The sequence below is a fragment of the Cyanobium sp. ATX 6F1 genome, assembly GCF_024346315.1.
In the GTDB taxonomy this organism is placed as follows: domain Bacteria; phylum Cyanobacteriota; class Cyanobacteriia; order PCC-6307; family Cyanobiaceae; genus ATX-6F1.
The window spans coordinates 166,743-183,100 of sequence record NZ_JAGQCS010000001.1; the positions used below are offsets into that span (position 1 = coordinate 166,743).

16 protein-coding genes and 1 tRNA gene are annotated in these 16,358 nt (G+C 70.0%); 8 read left to right on the forward strand and 9 right to left on the reverse strand.

From position 1 onward, the window contains the following. Positions 1-47: 47 nt before the first annotated feature. Both KBZ13_RS00905 and KBZ13_RS00910 read left to right on the forward strand, forming a co-directional pair. Positions 48-119 (forward strand) — tRNA-Val (locus KBZ13_RS00905). Between the two features lie 159 nt (positions 120-278). Further along, a complete protein-coding gene (locus KBZ13_RS00910) occupies positions 279-1,106 on the forward strand; it encodes a helix-turn-helix domain-containing protein (protein ID WP_255005124.1) in 828 nt (275 codons plus the stop codon). Here KBZ13_RS00910 and KBZ13_RS00915 read toward each other — a convergent pair. Next, complete coding sequence (locus KBZ13_RS00915) at positions 1,099-2,736, reverse strand: Ppx/GppA phosphatase family protein (protein WP_255005125.1); 1,638 nt, start codon at positions 2,734-2,736, stop codon at positions 1,099-1,101. The two genes, KBZ13_RS00910 and KBZ13_RS00915, sit on opposite strands and share 8 nt — an antisense overlap. 112 nt (positions 2,737-2,848) lie before the next feature. Here KBZ13_RS00915 and KBZ13_RS00920 point away from each other — a divergent pair, with 112 nt between their 5' ends. Together KBZ13_RS00920 and KBZ13_RS00925 are read left to right on the forward strand one after the other, a co-directional pair. Then, positions 2,849-3,715 carry a 4-hydroxybenzoate polyprenyltransferase gene (locus KBZ13_RS00920; protein ID WP_255005128.1) on the forward strand — a complete coding sequence of 289 codons (867 nt, stop codon included), beginning with the start codon at positions 2,849-2,851 and terminating at the stop codon, positions 3,713-3,715. Continuing rightward, entirely contained in the window at positions 3,712-4,653 is a 942-nt protein-coding gene (locus tag KBZ13_RS00925) for an LD-carboxypeptidase (protein WP_255005130.1), read from the forward strand. The genes KBZ13_RS00920 and KBZ13_RS00925 overlap by 4 nt, the downstream gene beginning before the upstream one ends. Here KBZ13_RS00925 and ispD read toward each other — a convergent pair. Beyond that, a complete protein-coding gene (gene ispD / locus KBZ13_RS00930) occupies positions 4,637-5,329 on the reverse strand; it encodes a 2-C-methyl-D-erythritol 4-phosphate cytidylyltransferase (protein ID WP_255005840.1) in 693 nt (230 codons plus the stop codon). The genes KBZ13_RS00925 and ispD overlap by 17 nt on opposite strands. A gap of 78 nt (positions 5,330-5,407) precedes the next feature. Between ispD and KBZ13_RS00935 the strand changes: the two genes are divergently transcribed. Genes KBZ13_RS00935 through fabG form a run of 3 tightly spaced genes read left to right on the forward strand, consistent with a single transcriptional unit; the run spans position 5,408 to position 8,240 of the window. Continuing rightward, positions 5,408-6,280, forward strand: coding sequence for a lipopolysaccharide heptosyltransferase family protein (locus KBZ13_RS00935; protein WP_255005131.1), 873 nt, complete (start codon positions 5,408-5,410; stop codon positions 6,278-6,280). Positions 6,281-6,309: 29 nt separating this feature from the next. After that, a complete protein-coding gene (locus KBZ13_RS00940; RefSeq protein ID WP_255005132.1) occupies positions 6,310-7,440 on the forward strand; it encodes a potassium channel family protein in 1,131 nt (376 codons plus the stop codon). 41 nt (positions 7,441-7,481) lie between these two features. After that, entirely contained in the window at positions 7,482-8,240 is a 759-nt protein-coding gene (fabG, locus tag KBZ13_RS00945; protein WP_261358733.1) for a 3-oxoacyl-[acyl-carrier-protein] reductase, read from the forward strand. A gap of 18 nt (positions 8,241-8,258) precedes the next feature. Here the strand turns inward: fabG and KBZ13_RS00950 are convergent, their stop codons facing one another. Continuing rightward, positions 8,259-8,519, reverse strand: a complete 261-nt coding sequence (locus KBZ13_RS00950; RefSeq protein ID WP_409995600.1) for a hypothetical protein — start codon at positions 8,517-8,519, stop codon at positions 8,259-8,261. A gap of 124 nt (positions 8,520-8,643) precedes the next feature. On the opposite strand from KBZ13_RS00950, the gene groL reads away from it, so the two are divergent. Then, positions 8,644-10,311 (forward strand): chaperonin GroEL, encoded by a 1,668-nt coding sequence (groL, locus tag KBZ13_RS00955; protein WP_255005136.1) that lies wholly within the window; start codon positions 8,644-8,646, stop codon positions 10,309-10,311. 53 nt (positions 10,312-10,364) lie between these two features. Here the strand turns inward: groL and KBZ13_RS00960 are convergent, their stop codons facing one another. The 6 genes from KBZ13_RS00960 to KBZ13_RS00985 form a co-directional block, all read right to left on the reverse strand. Further along, entirely contained in the window at positions 10,365-11,069 is a 705-nt protein-coding gene (locus tag KBZ13_RS00960; RefSeq protein WP_255005137.1) for an N-acetylmannosamine-6-phosphate 2-epimerase, read from the reverse strand. Continuing rightward, entirely contained in the window at positions 11,059-12,420 is a 1,362-nt protein-coding gene (locus KBZ13_RS00965; RefSeq protein WP_255005138.1) for a hypothetical protein, read from the reverse strand. The genes KBZ13_RS00960 and KBZ13_RS00965 overlap by 11 nt, the downstream gene beginning before the upstream one ends. 10 nt (positions 12,421-12,430) lie before the next feature. Further along, a complete protein-coding gene (locus KBZ13_RS00970) occupies positions 12,431-13,294 on the reverse strand; it encodes an ABC transporter permease (RefSeq protein ID WP_255005139.1) in 864 nt (287 codons plus the stop codon). Between the two features lie 63 nt (positions 13,295-13,357). Beyond that, positions 13,358-14,365: an ATP-binding cassette domain-containing protein gene (locus KBZ13_RS00975; protein WP_255005142.1), complete on the reverse strand. Its 1,008-nt coding sequence runs from the start codon at positions 14,363-14,365 to the stop codon at positions 13,358-13,360. A gap of 33 nt (positions 14,366-14,398) precedes the next feature. Beyond that, complete coding sequence (locus tag KBZ13_RS00980) at positions 14,399-15,406, reverse strand: heme o synthase (protein ID WP_409995586.1); 1,008 nt, start codon at positions 15,404-15,406, stop codon at positions 14,399-14,401. After that, positions 15,399-16,313: a COX15/CtaA family protein gene (locus KBZ13_RS00985; RefSeq protein ID WP_255005144.1), complete on the reverse strand. Its 915-nt coding sequence runs from the start codon at positions 16,311-16,313 to the stop codon at positions 15,399-15,401. The genes KBZ13_RS00980 and KBZ13_RS00985 overlap by 8 nt, the downstream gene beginning before the upstream one ends. Positions 16,314-16,358 lie beyond the last annotated feature (45 nt).

Here is a 16,358-nt window from a genome sequence, read left to right on the forward strand (position 1 = left end):
CCCGGGGGCCGGGGGTGGGCCGACGAGGTTTTATGATTGAAGGGTGCGGGCGATTAGCACAGCGGTAGCGCACTTCCTTCACACGGAAGGGGTCACTGGTTCGAATCCAGTATCGCCCATGATTACAGAGGCCTGTCGTTCATCTTCAGGTCGCTTATTTTTTCTTTTGGCCTTTACTTTCGGCCTGGCAACCCCGGTGGTAAACCCAACTACAGACCGTTCCAGCGGATTGGAGGGAGAATGGGAAGTGGCCTTTGGCCAACCACCCGCAGCCATCCGTGTCCGAGCCGATCCCCGACCCCCCGTCGCTTTCCGGTGATCCCCTCGTCAGACTCGGCAAGGTGCTTCGGGAGGCCCGGGAGGCCAAAGGGCTGAGCCTTGGAGCCCTGGCCGATCAGTTGTGCATGGGCAGCGACCAGTTGCAGGCGCTGGAGCAGGGCGCCAACGACCGCCTGCCTGAAAAAGTGTTCGTGGTGGCCCAGGTCCGTCGGGTGGCCACCGTCCTGGGGCTGGACGCCGACCCCCTGATCGAGGAGCTGCGACGAATGGATCTGGGTACCCCCGGCGGCAACGGCACCTCCTCCAGTCGGCGCCCCAGCGCCGCGGCACTCCCATCGCCCCTCCTCAGCCCCCAGGCGCCCTCGCCCCGTCCCTCCAGCGCCTCCAACCGTTTCCCCCGCACTGCCCCCAAGTGGGTCCTGGGGGCCCTTGGTGCGCTGGTGCTGGTGACCAGCCTCGGCACCCTGGCCTGGCGCCAGGGACAGGAGGTCCGTCCCCGCTCAGCGCCTCCCGAGGCGCCCCTGACAGCCGACAGGCCACCGGCCCTGGCCCCGTCCACCCCTCAATCCCCAAAGGCAGGTGTGACGGCCCCCGCAACGAAGGCCATCGTGGTCCTCTCCAGCACCGAGGGCAGCTGGATTGCTGTGCGCAACGGCTCAGGGCAACGGCTCTACCAGGGCCTGCTCAAAGGTGAGCGGCGATTTCCCGCCGAACCAGGTCTGAAGGTGCTGGCCGGCCGTCCTGATCTGGTCACCGTGCGCATCGGCAATTCAACCGCCCGCCGCCTCGGGCCGATCAACGAAGTGATCTGGCGCCCGCTCAGGTGACCTCCAGATGGAGGCCCATGGCCTCCATCACCGCCGGCGCGCAGGCCTGCAGACTCCAGCGCTCCAGGCTCAGGTCCAGCTCGGCGCTCAGGGGTTTGAGCTCGATCGTGACGGCAGCAGGACCCGGGCGCACCACCAGCTCGCCGATCAACGGTTCGGGGCGGCGGTCCAGGGAGGCGGCCAGGCGCAGCAGCAAGGCCATTGAGGCCACCGTGCGGCGCTGGGAGCGCCCCTCAATCAACTGCCACGACTCATGGCGTTTCTTGGGCAGGCCGCGGCGGTGGTAACGGGCAATCGCCGCCACCATCAGTTGCTCGGCCTCGGAGTAGCCCAGCAACTCCCCATGGCGAATCAGGTACCAGGTGTGCTTGTGGTAGGCGCCAATGTTGATGTGCTGGCCACAGGCGTGGAGCATCGCGGCGGCCCAGAGCAGCTGGCGGCCCTCGCCATCATCGGCATGCAGCAGCCCGGACGTCTGGTCGTGGAGGCTGAGGGCATGGTCCGCCACCCGCTTGGAGCGCACCTGATCGACCCCGAAGCGTTGGGCCTGGTGCAGCACCGTGCGCTGACGGATCGAGCTCTGGAAAGCAAAGCGATCGACGATCAGATCCTTGCGCAGCATCCAATCGACGATCAGGCCCTCCCGCAGCGCCCGTTCGCTGATCACCAGCTCGTCGACGTCGAGCATCGCCATGGCGGTCTGCAGCACCAGGGCACCGGGCACGATGATCTCGGCCCGGCGCTCGTTGAGGGTGGGCAGGGCCCGGCGCTGCTCGGGGGTCATCTCCACCAGCCGGGCCACCAGCAGATCCAGACGTTCCCGGCTCAGGCGGTAGCCCTGCAGCCGCAGCGGCGGACGCTCGTCCTGGGCCGCCGCCATCGCCGCCAGGGCCATGGCGGTGCCACTGGTGGCCACCATCACCGCCGTCTCGCCAGGCTGCAGACGCCGCTTGACCTTGTCGACGGCGGGCTCCAGGGAGCCTTCGATGAAGGCGGTCAGGAACGAGCGGCGCTCGGGCGGGATCGGGTCCTCGCGCACGAAATCACGCTGCAGGCGCACCGCCCCCACCCTGGTGCTGGTGAGGGCCCTGGCGTCGCGGCCGTCCGCCAGGATCAGCTCGGTGGAGCCCCCACCGATGTCGAGGATCAGATGGGGCTGGTCGCCGAAGGCCATGCCCGAGAGCACCCCCAGGTAGATCAGCCGGGCCTCCTCCTGGCCGCTGATCAGGTCCACCTCAAGCCCGAGTTGCTCCTGCAGCGACTGGAGGAAGTCGCGGCCATTGGGGGCCTCACGCACGGCGCTGGTGGCCGCCGTCACGATCTGTTCCACCCCATGGCTGGCCGCCAGCTCGCGGCAATGGCGCAGGGTGACGAAGGCCCGTTCGATCGCCTCGGGGGTCAGATCGCCGCTGTCCTCGTCGCGCTCCCCCAGGCGGGTGCTGGATTTCTCGGTGAGCACCACGCTGAAGCTGCGCAGCACCGGATCCACCGCCGCGATCAGCAGATGGATGGAATTGGTGCCGATGTCGATCGCTGCCACATGGCGCAGGCTCTTCGCTGGGGCCGAAGCCGCTGCGGCAGGGGCCTTCAGGTCGCTGACGGAGGCCCGTTGCTGCTCAAGCTCCGGCATGGGGGCAGATCGCCTGGACTCGGCGTCACTTTGCCACCAGCGCCCCTGGCGCGGACAGCTCGAAGCAACTGCGACCTAGGGTGCCGCCAGCTTTTGGCGATCGATCCCGTCCATGGCCAGCGCAGGCAGCGGTTCGTTATTGCGGGGCTGGTTCGAACTGCTGCGCTGGCACAAACCCAGCGGCCGGCTGATCCTGTTGATCCCGGCGGGCTGGTCGTTGTGGCTCGTGCCCCAGGCGCCGCCAATGGCGCCCCTGGTGGGCTGGATCGTGCTCGGTGGCCTGGCGGTGAGCGGTGCGGGCTGCGTCGCCAACGACCTCTGGGACCGCCACATCGATCCCCAGGTGGAGCGCACCCGCGAGCGGCCCCTGGCCAGTGGCCGGGTGAGTGTCGCCAGTGCTCTGGTGCTGCTGGCGCTCTGCCTGCTGCTGGCCCTGGCGGTGGTGCTAGCCCTGCCAGCGGCCAGCCGGGGGCTCTGCCTGCTGCTGGCCCTGCTCGCCCTGCCACCGGTGCTGCTCTACCCCTCGGCGAAACGCTGGTTCCCCCTGCCGCAGCTTGTGCTGGCCCTGTGCTGGGGCTTCGCCGTGCTGATCCCCTGGGCCGCCGCCACCGGATCGCTCGCAGGCGGCTGGCCCCTGGCCCTGGTGTGGCTGGCCACCCTGGCCTGGACCTTCGGCTTCGACACCGTCTACGCCATGGCCGACCGCCGCGATGACGCCGCCCTGGGCCTGCGCAGCAGCGCCCTCACCCTGGGGGAGCGCGCGCCCCTGGCGGTCGCCCTCAGCTATGGCCTCACAGCCGCAGCGCTGGGGATCGCCGCGGCCCTGCAGGGGGTGGGGGCGATCTTCTGGCCCCTCTGGGTCCTGGCCGCGTTGGCGATGCAGCGGGAGGCCAGGCGGCTCGATGGCGGCCACTTCGGCCGCCAGGTGCGTCTTGGCGCCCTGTTGCTGCTGGCCCTGGTGCTGGGACAGGTGCCTTGAGCGGCGCATCCCCCCAGCGCCATCCCCTGGGGGCTGGGCTGCCGGCTCCCCTGCGCCGGGGCGATCGCGTGCGGCTGGTGTCCGCCAGCTCGGCCCTGGAGGACAGCGAGCGGCTGGACGCTGGCCTGGCCGTGCTTGAGAGCTGGGGCCTGGAGCGGGAAGCTGGCTTCGATCCCCTCCGTCGCTGGGGCTATCTGGCCGGCGAGGATCACCAGCGCCGCGCCGACCTGGAGCCGCACCCCGAGGGGGCCCCGGCGGCCCTACGGGCCTGCGTCCGCGGGGGTTGGGGGGCGGCACGGCTGCTGGAGCAGCCCCTGGAACTGACGCCTGGCTGGTTGCTGGGCTTCTCCGATGTGACCTCCCTGCTCTGGGCCCAACGGGCCCGGGGGCAGGGCGGCGGCATCCACGGCCCGCTGATCACCACCCTGGCCAGCGAGCCCGCCTGGAGCCGCCAGCGGCTGCACAATCTGCTCTTCGGTGCCCCCATGGAGGATCTGAGCGGCGAGGGCTGGCAAGGGGGCGTGGCCGAAGGCCCGCTGCTGGTCGCCAACCTGACCGTGGCCACCCACCTGCTGGGCACCCAGCATCTGCCGGACCTCAAGGGGGCGGTGCTGGTGCTTGAAGACGTGGGCGAAGCCCCCTATCGCGTCGATCGCATGCTCACCCACTGGCGCCTCTGCGGCGCCCTGCAGCAACTGGCAGGCCTGGCCTTCGGACGCTTCAGCGACGACGGGGAAGCGCCTGAGACGCAGGGGGAATCGGACGGGCGGGACGGGCGCTTCAGCACTGAGCAGGTGCTCAAGGAACGCAGCACCGACCTGGGCATCCCCGTGCTCGGGGGCCTGGAGGTGGGCCATGGCCCCGGCAACGCCGCCCTGCCCCTGGGGGTGCGTGCGCGCCTGGATGCTTCCAGCGGGCGTCTCAGCCTGCTGGAGTAGGCCGAAGGGAGAGCACCGCGCCTGCGATGCGCAGGTCGAAGGGGGTGGTGACCTTGATGTTGGAGGGCTCCGCCGCCAGCACCTGCACCGGCCAGCCCAGTCGTTCGAACAGGGCGGCGTCATCGGTGACGCTCCAGCCCTCCTGCAGGGCCCGCTCGTGGGCCGAGCGCAGCCGCTCCACCGCAAAACCCTGGGGGGTCTGGGCGGCCCAGAGCTGGCTGCGATCCGGGGTGTCGAGGATGGTGCCGGCGCCATCCACCCGCTTGATCGTGTCGCTCACAGGGGTGGCGGCGATCACCGCCTGCCCCTGGCGCACAGCGGCCGCACAACGCTCCAGCAGCTCGGGCTCCACCAGGCAACGGGCGCCGTCGTGGATCAGCACATGCTCAGCCTCCGGCGGCAGGGCCGCCAATCCGCGGCGCACGGAGTCCTGGCGGCTGTCCCCACCGTCGATCCAGACCACCGGCCGATCCGGGGCGGCCGCGGCCACCAGGGCCTCCACATCCGGGCGATCCACGGGTTGACCCACCAGTCCGATCCAGCGGATGGCGGCGCAGGCCAGCGCCGCCTCCAGGGTCCAGGCGAGCACCGGCCGGCCGGCCACGCTCAGCAGCAACTTGTTGCGCTCGGCGCCCATGCGGCGGCCGCTGCCGGCGGCGGCGATCAGTAAATGCACAACGGAGGGGGGGCGGCAGGGAGAAATCCAGACCTGATTCATACAATCGGCCCGCGACAAGCCTGCCCTGCCGCCCTGATGCGCGTTCTCTTTTTGATCCCGGGATCCAGCGCGTCGCAACTCCAGGCGTTCCCTGCCGTCGCCGCCGTCGCTGATCAGCTCCAGGCCCAGGTGCAGGTGGTCTGCCCCACGGCCTCGGCGGCGATCTGGGCGCTGCTCCCCCAGGTGACGCGGGTGCTGGCCTTCGGCGCTGACGGGGACGGGAGCTTCGGCAGCGGCAACGGCCCTGGCGCCGGCAACAGCCTTGCGGACTGGAGCAACCTGCTGGGCTCCGTGCGGGACCCCGACTTCCAGGCCTGCATCAACCTCGCCACGGGGCGCCAGGTGAACCTGATGCTCTCGATGACCCACATCCCCACCCGCATCGCCCAGGACGGCTTCGGCCTCACCGAACGGGTGAGCCCCCAGGAGGGGTGGCCCAACCAGGCCATGGAGTCCTACCTGCGCCCCCTGGGGGTGAGCCTGGACGCCGAAACCTTCCGCCTCTCCCTGCCCAGGCCCGCCCTGGAGCAGGCGGTCGCCGCGCTTCCCCCGGGCGATGGCCCTGCCCTGCTGCTGGCCCCGGCCGGGGGAGCCGGCGACTGGCCCGAGGCCAACTGGCGGCTCTTACCGGAGCAGGTGCGCCTCCAGGTGCCCGGCCTGCGGGTGCTCCACACCCTCAGCGACGACAGCCCCGTGGACCGGGCGGCCCAGCTGGCCGCGGCCGATGTGGTGCTGGGGAGCGATCCGACGAGCATCGAGCTGGCCCTGCTCAGCGGCACCCCGTTGGTGGCCCTGGGTCGCCGCAGCGACACACTCCCGGCGCGCCAGGGAGTACAAGGAATTGGTTCATCGGCAGGCCTTGATGACCTCGGTGTTGCCGAGGTCCTGCAAGCCCTCGGGCTGGGTTGATCCGCTCCGCCCCCACCCACCTCTAGAGGATGATCCAACGCTTCCGGAGCAGAGTTCGGCCCCGGTCACACGAGCGGAACCAACACCCGTGGCGCACGCCACTGCTGGCACTGGCGCTGCTGATCAATGCCTCGGCGGCGGGCTACCGGTTCACCGAAGGCTGGGACTGGGGGGACTGCTACTGGATGGTGGTGGTCACCTTGAGCACCATGGGCTGGAGCGACGGCACCACCGCCGCGATGCACACGGGCGGGAGGGTGGTCACCACCCTCTCCCTGGTGGGGGGCCTGGTGGTGGTCCAGTTCGCGATCCAGCGCCTGCTGGGGCTCTCCCAATCCGGTTACTTCCGTCGCCTGCGGGACAACAGTTTTCGCCGCTCATTGCAACGCATGAACGACCACGTGATCCTCTGCGGCTATGGCCGCATCGGCCGGGAAATCGCTGAAAAGCTCTGCTCCGAAGGCATCCCTGTGCTGGTGGTTGAGCTGGAGCCGGAGCGCAAGGCGGCGGCGGAGGCGCGGGGACTGCCCGTGCTCCAGGCCGATGCCACGCTCGATGAAACCCTGCGCGACGCCGGCATCCACCACTGTCGCAGCCTGGTGGCGGCCCTCACCAGCAACGCCGCCAACCTCTACGTGGTGCTCAGCGCCCGCGGCATCGCCCCCAACTGCCGGCTGATCGCCCGCTCCGACAGTGACCAGGCCGAGCGCAAACTGCGCCTGGCGGGGGCCGACCAGGTGGTGAGTCCCTACGTGGCCGGCGGCAGGGCCATGGCCGCCACCGCCCTGCGGCCCCTGGCGGTGGATTTCATGGAACTGCTCGCGGGCTCCGATTGCGAAGTGGAGGAGTTCCAGCTCAGCAGCCGCCCGGAACTGATGAAGGGCATCAGCGGCCGCAGCCTGGCGGAGATGCAGTTCGGACGTCACAGCGGCGCCCTGGTGCTGGCGATCCGCTCACCGGAACCCGAGGACGCCGAACCCTCCAGCCTGCAGGGCAGCACCTACTCCAGGGGTGGCAGCACCTTGATCGCCAACCCCGGCGGCGATGTGCGCCTGGCGCCTGGGCAGTTGCTGGTGGTGCTGGGCAGCAAGGAGCAGCTGGAACGGTTCGAGGCCCTGCTGGGCCCCGCCCTGGAGGGCAGCGACCCGATGGCCAGCTGAACCCCTCGGCCTACGATCGCCCTCGACTGTCCTGCCCGCCGATGTCCGTGCCCGCCACCCCCCCCCTGGCCGGACAGACCGCCGTGGTGACCGGCGCCAGCCGCGGCATCGGCCGGGCGATCGCCCTGGAACTGGCCCGCGCCGGGGCCAAGGTGTTGGTGAACTACGCCAGCTCCGCCGAGGCCGCCGAAACGGTGGTGGCCCAGATCAACGCCGAAGGTGGCGAGGCCTGGTCCTACGGCGCCGACGTGGCCGACGAGGAGCAGGTGGAGGCCATGATCAAGGCGGTGCTCGAGCGCCATGGAGCCATTGACGTGCTGGTCAACAACGCCGGCATCACCCGTGATGGCCTGCTGATGCGCATGAAGACCGCCGACTGGCGCAGCGTCATCGACCTCAACCTCACCGGCGTGTTCCTCTGCACCCGAGCGGTGAGCCGCTCGATGCTCAAAGCGCGTCACGGGCGCATCATCAACATCACCTCGGTGGTGGGGCTGATGGGCAACCCCGGCCAGGCGAACTACAGCGCCGCCAAGGCGGGAGTGATTGGCCTGACCCGCAGCACGGCGGCCGAATTCGCCAGCCGGGGCGTCACCGTGAATGCCGTGGCTCCAGGCTTCATCGCCACCGACATGACCAAGGATCTGCAGGCGGAGCCGATCATCGCCGCCATCCCCCTGGCCCGACTCGGCCAGCCCGAGGAAGTGGCCAGTGCCGTGCGCTTTCTTGCCGCCGATCCCGCCGGCGCCTACATGACCGGCCAGGTGCTGCAGGTGGATGGCGGCCTGGTGATGCGCTGAAAGGGGAACCAGTGGGGCTCAGTTCTCGAGCGGCTGGCCCAGCTCCTCGCGAAGACGGCGAATCTGCTGCAGCAAGCGCAGACGACGGCTGCGGGCGGTGTACGTCAGGAACAGGCGCAGGGGCACATAGACCAGCGCCATCAGCAGCCCCAGGCCGGTGACCACCAGAAACGTGGCGTAGTTGGGCCCCGCCAAAGGGCCGGCCAGGGGGCCCATCAGCGGATCCACCAACGGATCGATCGCCACGTTCTCCAGGGTGGTCTGCAGCAGCTCGTCCATCGCCAGACCCTATCGGGGAGACCAGGCGCCCGCAGGCCGATTCGGGTTTCCCCACCCGCGCCGCGATGACCGCGGGCAAGGCCCTGTGGGAGCCTGTGGGAAACGTGCGCCCCCGTTCCCAGGCATGGCCAAGCTGATCAACTTCTCCGATGACTCCCGCAGCTCCCTGGAGCGGGGCGTCAACGCCCTCGCCGATGCGGTGCGCGTCACCATCGGCCCCCGCGGCCGCAATGTGGTGCTCGAGAGGAAGTTCGGCGCCCCCGACATCGTCAATGACGGCGTCACGATCGCCAAGGAGATCGAACTCGAGGATCCCTTCGAGAACGTGGGCGCCAAGCTGATCCAGCAGGTGGCCTCCAAAACCAAGGACAAGGCCGGCGACGGCACCACCACTGCCACGGTTCTGGCCCAGGCCCTGGTGCAGGAGGGCCTGCGCAACGTGGCCGCCGGAGCCAGCCCGGTGGGGCTGCGGCGGGGCATTGAACGGGCCACGGCCCAGGTGGTGGAAGGGATCAAGCAGCTGGCCCGGCCCGTGAGCGGCGATGCCATCCGCCAGGTGGCCACCGTCAGCTCCGGCGGCGATGAGGAGGTGGGCCGCATGATCGCCGAGGCGATGGAGAAGGTGAGCGTCGACGGGGTGATCACCGTTGAGGAATCCAACTCCCTGGCCACCGAACTGGAGATCACCGAAGGCATGGCCTTCGATCGGGGCTACTCCTCCCCCTACTTCGTCACCGATGGCGAGCGCCAGGTGGCGGAGTTCGACAACGCCCTGCTGCTGGTCACCGACCGCAAGGTCAGTGCCCTGGCGGATCTGGTGCCGCTGCTGGAGAAAGTCTCCCGCAGCGGCTCAGCGCTGGTGATCCTGGCTGAGGAGGTGGAGGGTGAAGCCCTCGCCACCCTGGTGGTCAACAAGAACCGTGGCGTGCTGCAGGTGGCCGCCGTCCGCGCCCCCTCCTTCGGCGAGCGGCGCAAGGCGGCCCTTCAGGACATCGCCATCCTCACCGGTGCCACCTTGATCAGCGAAGACCAGGCGATGACCCTGGAGAAGGCCAGCCTTGAGGATCTGGGCCGGGTGCGCCGGATCACGATCAGCAAGGACACCACCACGATCGTGGCGAACGACAGCCGCCATGGGGCGGTGCTGGATCGGGTGGCGGCGATCCGCCGGGAACTGGAGGCCACCGACTCCGACTACGACAAGGAGAAGCTCAACGAGCGGATCGCCAAACTCGCCGGCGGTGTGGCCGTGATCAAGGTGGGCGCTCCGACTGAAACCGAGCTCAAGCACCGCAAGCTGCGCATCGAAGACGCCCTCAATGCCACCCGGGCGGCGGTGGAGGAGGGCATCGTCGCCGGCGGCGGCACGGTGCTGACCCAGTTGGCGCGGGACCTGGACGCTCTGGTGTCCCAGCTCTCCGGCGACGAGCGCACCGGTGTGGAGATCGTGCAACGGGCCCTGAGCGCCCCCCTGCGCCAGATCGCCGCCAACGCCGGAGAGAACGGCGCCGTGGTGGTGGCCGAGGTGGCCAGGCTGAACCTGGGCTTCAACGCCCTCAGCGGCCGCTACGAAGACCTTCTGGCCGCCGGCATCATCGATGCGGCCAAGGTGGTGCGCCTGGCCCTGCAGGATGCGGCCTCGATCGCCGCGCTGCTGATCACCACCGAGGCCGTGATCGTTGACAAGCCCGAGCCCCAGGGTCAGGCCGCACCCGATGGCGGCATGGGTGGAATGGGTGGGATGGGCGGCATGGGTGGCATGGGTGGCATGGGCATGCCCGGGATGATGTGAGTCCCAGGGGCACCTGGCCTTGAGGTGCCACCGGCAAGCCTGGCTGAACGCGATCAGCCCAGGGCCCTCACGTAGGCCGCCACCTGCAGATCCACCCCGGTGATCGCGGTTCCCACCACCACCGCATCCGCCCCCTCTGCCAGGGCCCGAACGGCCTGATCTGCGTCGGAGATGCCGCCTTCGCAGATCAGAGCCACATCACCTGGGAGTCCCTGGCGCAGTGGCGCCAGAAGGCCCCAGCCGGGTGGCTTCAGACCAGAGGTGGCCTCGGTGTAGCCGTAGAGGGTGGTGCCCACCCAACGGCAGCCCAGCTCCGCCGCCCTCAGACCACTGGCGAGGCTGTCGATGTCGCCCATCAGGGGGGCCCCCAGTTCCTCGCGGGCCCGCTCGATCAAGGCCCCCAGTTGCTGGCCCTCGGGGCGGTGGCGCTCGGTGGCATCGAGCGCCACCACGTCGGCGCCGGCCGCCCAGACAGCGCGGATCTCCTCCCAGCCAGGAGTGATGTAGATCGGGCTGCCTTCAAAGCTGCGCTTCCAGAGCCCGACGATCAAGGCTCCGGGGCAGCGACGGCGCACGGCACCGATGTGCTCGGGGCTCTCCAGGCGCACGCCGATCGCGCCGTTCGCCAGGCTGGCCTCGGCCATGGCCGCGATCACGTCCGGATCGCGCAGGGGCGAGCCCTCCGGCGCCTGCACCGACACGATCAGTCCGCCCTTCAGCGCCGCTCGCTCCAGGCTCGATGAAGGCTCAGGAGGCACGACGTTGGGGCGGATCGAGGCTTTCGTCGGGGAGCCAGGCGCGCAGCTGATCAAGGGCCGGATGGGCTGGGGCCGGCGCCGGACGGATCAGGGCCTGGGCGGGCCTGGGGGCGAGCGGCAAGCGGGCCACGGCTGAAGGCTGTTGCAGGGGCTGTTGCTGGGCTGGTAGTTGCAGCACTGGCTGTTGCGGCGCTGGCTGTTGCAACGCTGAAGGCAGGTGCTCTGCCGGCGACGGAGATAGCGGCCGCGGAGTCTCCGCTGCCTTGGTCTCGATGGCAGCCCAAGGGGCCGAAAACGGCTTGAGGGTTTGTCCAGGCAGGGGGTCAACGGGCAGTCGGTCGGCGGGCAGTGGGTTCTCCCCAGGGGAGGCCGTCGTCGGGCTGTCCTGCAACCACCGCTCCGGCGTGGAGGCGAAAGCGTCGTCAAGCTGAGCCTCGGCCTCCTCGTCCTGGCCCTGAAACGTGCTGGCGACCTCCTCGAAGCAATCGCGCACCAGGTGGCGCAAACGCGCGAAACGACCCACGCGCACGGGAGCGGCCTCGGCGGCGGCAACGGCAGCAGGGCCTGACTCGCTCGCTGCGGTGGCTTGTTCGTCGGCACCGCTGAACTGGGCCGCGGGAGCAGGGGGCTGTGGGGCCACAGCGGCCATGGGCGGGTGCAAGCCCGTGGCCTCGGCGAAGGGAGTGGCTCCGCTGCTCTCACTCGCCGCAGGTTCCTTCAGGGGCACCCCATCGGTGAAGGCCGCCGCCTCAGTGATCGGCAGCGGCTTGGCCAGGTTCGTTGCAGCCAGGCCGTCCCCAAAGTCCCGGTCGGCCATGGCGTCATGTCCGACCGCAGGTGTAGCTGCCTCAAAGGAACCATCACCGGCCCCGAGTGCTTCGCCGTGCGCGAGGTCGCCCGCCACCGGAGTGCCGCCGAGGGCCACGAAATCCGCCAGCGGCACCTCCTCCACCTCTGGACCCTCACTGAGCCAGAAGTCAGAACTGGAGTCAGCCGCTGTGGGCAGGAGGGACTCATCCTCGGGCTCCAACTCCGCAGACTCCAGGATCACTGGGGCTGCCGGAGCTGCCGGATCGAGGGCCATCACCGCCACAACAGGGCCTTGGCTCTCCTGTGCCCCAAGGGCGACCGGTCCGGCCACCAACTGCTGGCGCCACCAGCCAGCAGCCTCCGGATCGGCCAGCGAGACAACCAGTGAATCGAGGGCCTCCACCCCCTGGCGGTGCACCCACTGCCACGACAACGGGGCCACCGCCACCGCGTCCCTCCGGGCGACCGCCCCGAGCAACCGCTGCCGGAGATCCTCCTGGCGGGGGGACAGGGAACGGAAGGCAGATGGCTGGGAGATCACGGCGGGGAAGTCAGGTGAGCTTGCGATCCAGCAGGGGACGGATCAGCAGAAACAGGGACAGCGCCAGAACGGCGAGCACCAGCAGGCAATGGGAGGCGGTCAGGGAGCCATAGGGCGCGACGAGCACCACATCGGAGAGCGCGAAGGCCCCCGCGTAGGCCGCACGAATGGGCTCAATCGCGAAGGTAAGGGGATTAAGGGCCGCAAGCCAGCCCAACCAGGGGGGCATGAAGGAAATTGGTGCCAGCGCGGTGCTTGCGAACAGCAGCGGCAGGTTGGCCACGAAGATCACGGCGATCAGCTCGATGTGGCCCGGCAGGGCGAAGGCCAGCCCCAGGCTCAAGGCGGTGACGGCGAACACCAGCAGCAGCAGGGTGACCAGCACCAGCACCAGGCCGGCACCACCCGGCCAGCCGTAGCCCAGCAGGGCGGCGGTGCCCATGATTGCCACGCTCTGCGCCAGGCTCAGGCTGGTGATGTAGAGCACCGAGGCCAGCACGATTGAAAAGCGGGAGCGCAGGGGCGCCACCAGCAGCCGGTTCAGGAAGCCGAATTCCCGATCAAACATCAGCGGCAGACCGGCGTTGAGGGCGGCGCTGAAAGCGGTGAACACGATCACTCCGGCCCCAAGAAAGCGGCCATAGCTCATGCCGTCCGGCAGCAGGCCCGCCGGCGCGTTGGCGAACAGGGCCCCGAACAGCACCAGCCAGATCAAAGGCTGAAGCACCCCGGCCACCAGGGTGCTGGGGCGCCGCGCCAGTTGCAGAAACAGGCGCTTGGTGAGCGCCAGGGTCTCTTGGCTCAGGTCCGCCAGGGCCGAACGGCCCGCCGCGGGGCTGGGGGAGGGGGCCAGAAGCGAGGGAGCGCTGGTCATCGGCGGACAGCGAAGGAAATTTTGGACAACGGGACCGGGAAACGGGACGGGTCAGCGGGCGGTTCAGCGCATGGCCTGCTTGCGCTCCGCCTTGGGATCGCGGCTGCCGGCGACCGCCAGCTCCGCATCCATGAGCGTGCGGCCGGTGGCCTGCAGGTAGACGTCATCGAGGCTGGGGCGGCTCTGGGCCAAGGCGAACACGGGCCAGTGGGCCTCCAGCAGTTGGCGCCTGAGCGCTTCGACCACCCCGTCGTGCTCCACCACCAAGTTGAGGGAGAAGCCCTGGGCCCGGTTCACCACCACCTGGCGCACCCCCTGGCAGCCCCGCACCAGGGCCTGCAGCTTCAGGGCCTCCTGCTCATCACTGAATTCCCGCACCCGCAGCGTCACCCGGTCGCCGCCAAGGGCGGCCTTGAGTTCCGCAGGGGCCCCTTCGGCGATCACCTGCCCCCCCTCGATGATCGCCAGCCGGTCCGCCAGGGCATCGATCTCCTCGAGGTAGTGGCTGCTGAGCAGCACCGTGGTGCCCTGGTCCCGCAGTTGGCGCAGCACCTGCCAGATCGCCGAGCGGCTCTCGATGTCGAGGCCGACGGTGGGTTCATCCAGCACCAGTAAGGCCGGGCGGTGCAGCAGACCGCAGGCCAGATCGAGCCGGCGGCGCATCCCGCCGGAGTAGCTGCCGCAGCGGCGGTCGATCCAACCCTCCATGGCCAGCAGCCCCACCAGCTCAGCGATGCGCCGGTCCCGCTCCGCTGAAACCATGTGGTAGAGGTCACCTTGAAGCTCCAGAAGCTCCCGTCCGGTCAGAATTTTGTCGATCGCCACGTCTTGGGCCACATAACCCAGCAGCTCGCGCACGGCGCGGGGTTCGACCAGGGCATCAAGGCCCCCCACCCGCACCGTGCCGGCGTCAGGAGCCAGCAGGGTGGCGATGATGCGCAAGGCGGTGGTTTTGCCGGCGCCATTGGGACCCAGGAGCCCGAAGAGGGTGCCCTGGGGCACCTTCAGCGACAGCCCCCGCAGGGCCTCCACCGATCCGTAGCGCTTGCTGAGGTTGTGCAGCTCGATCAAGGCGACTCCCTGGCGCTCAGCGGTCCAATCGGATCAATGTAAGAAGGGCAGCGCCCCCAGCAGGAGTTCGGACCCCTGGCGGCCGAACAGCTCCGCCGCTGGCAGGCGGGAGAGCAGCAGCAGCAGGCAAATGCCGAACAGGTAGAGAATCGACCAGGCGAACAGCCTGCGGGCCCGCTTGGGATCATCGGGATCCCGCTGCAAATCAGCCACCAGCTGCAGCAGCCGGGCATTGAAGGGCAGCACCAGCAGCCCGTAGAGCAGGCCCCCGGCCGGCAGGGCGACGATTCCGGCCAGGCTGAACAGCGCCGTGGCGCGGGCGTAGTGGCCGATCGCCCGAACGGTGAGCACCGGCCCGGCCACCACCGGCAGCATCGGAATACCCACGGAGCGGTAGTCCTCCCGGAGCAGCAGGGCCAGGGCCCAGAAATGGGCGGGGGTCCAGAGCATCACCAGGCTGAACAGCCACCAGCCCCCCCACCCCAGCGCTCCCGTGGCCGCCGCCGAGCCCACCAGGGGGGGAATCGCGCCGGCCACCCCGCCGATGACGATGTTCTGGGGGGTGCGCGGCTTGAGCAGCACCGTGTAGAGCAGCACGTAACTGCAGAGCCCCAGCAGCGACAGGCCGGCGGCCAGGCCATTGACCCCCGCCAGCAGCAGACCCGTCGCCGCCAGGGCCAGGGTCACCGCCAGGGCGAAGGCATAGCGAGACGAGAGCCGGCCGGAGGGCAGGGCCCGGCCGCTGGTGCGCTGCATACGCCCATCAAGACCTTCCTCCCAGAGGCAATTGAGCACCCCCGCCGAGGCCGCGGCCAGGGCCCCACCCGCCAGGGTGCAGGCCAGTCGTCCCGCGGGCAGGGGCCAGCCATCGGAGAGGGCCATCCCCCCCAAGGTGGTGGCCAGCAGCAGGGGGATCAGCCGCGGCTTGACGATCTCCAGCCAGGGGGGCAGGGGCCGTCGGGTCCGCGCGGGCGCAGGCTGCTCCAGGCTGGGGGGCAGCGGGCCCGGGGGAACCAGAGCCGGAGGGGCGGCGCTAACCACGGGACACCTCCAGGCCTGCGGTGGCCGAATCGTCCGCCAGGGGCATCGGAAGGAACCCGCCGCGAACGCTGAGGGCCGCCAGCACCGCCACCAGCAGGGCTGCCGTGAGCTGATGGAGCACGGTGACCGCGGGCACGGCCAGGGTCAGCCGCAGGCTCCAGACACCCAGGGCGATCTGAAGCGCGACAAGCACAGCGGCTAGCAAAGCCAGCCCCCGGGGCCGGCCGGGCCAGGGGGGAGCCAGGGCCGTGGCGCCGGCCAGAACGAGCACGGCCGTTGCCGCCAGGGGTGCCCCCTGGCGATGGGCCAGCAGCCAGCCGCAGGACTCGCCGGCAGCCAGGCAGCGGCCGGCGGCCCACTGGCTGGCCATGGCGCCCCCAAGCAGGCACTGGGCCAGAACACAGGTGGTGGCGACGACCGCCAGGGCAGGCCACCAGCGGGGCGCTCCCGCGCCCTGGGGCCTGAGGCCCTGGGCTGATGCCTCAAGGATCTGATGCAGGCCGCTCACCAGGGCCACCAGCACCAGGGCAGTGCCGAGGTGGGCGGTGACGATCCCGGCGGGCAACAACTGGAGCACCGTGAGGGCGCCCAGCCCCCCCTGGAAGGCCACCAGAGCCAGGGCCAGACCAGCGCCCCAGGGAAGCGCGGCCGGCAGCTCCCTGCGGCGCCAGAGGCTGAAGCCGAACAACACCAGCAGCGCCACACCCACCAGGAAGGCATCGAGGCGGTGGAACCATTCCAGAAAGACTTGCAGCGAGAGGCGGCTGCCGGGGAAAAGGCTGCCGTAACAAAGGGGCCAATCGGGGCAGGCGAGCCCCGCCTCCATGACACGGGTGGCTCCTCCGATCGCCACCAGCGCCACCAGCGCCACCACCAGGTGGGCCGTGAGCAGGGTCAAACGCGCCATGGTCGGGCCATGGCGCTGGAACGCTGCGCTCACCCTTTCCCCCTT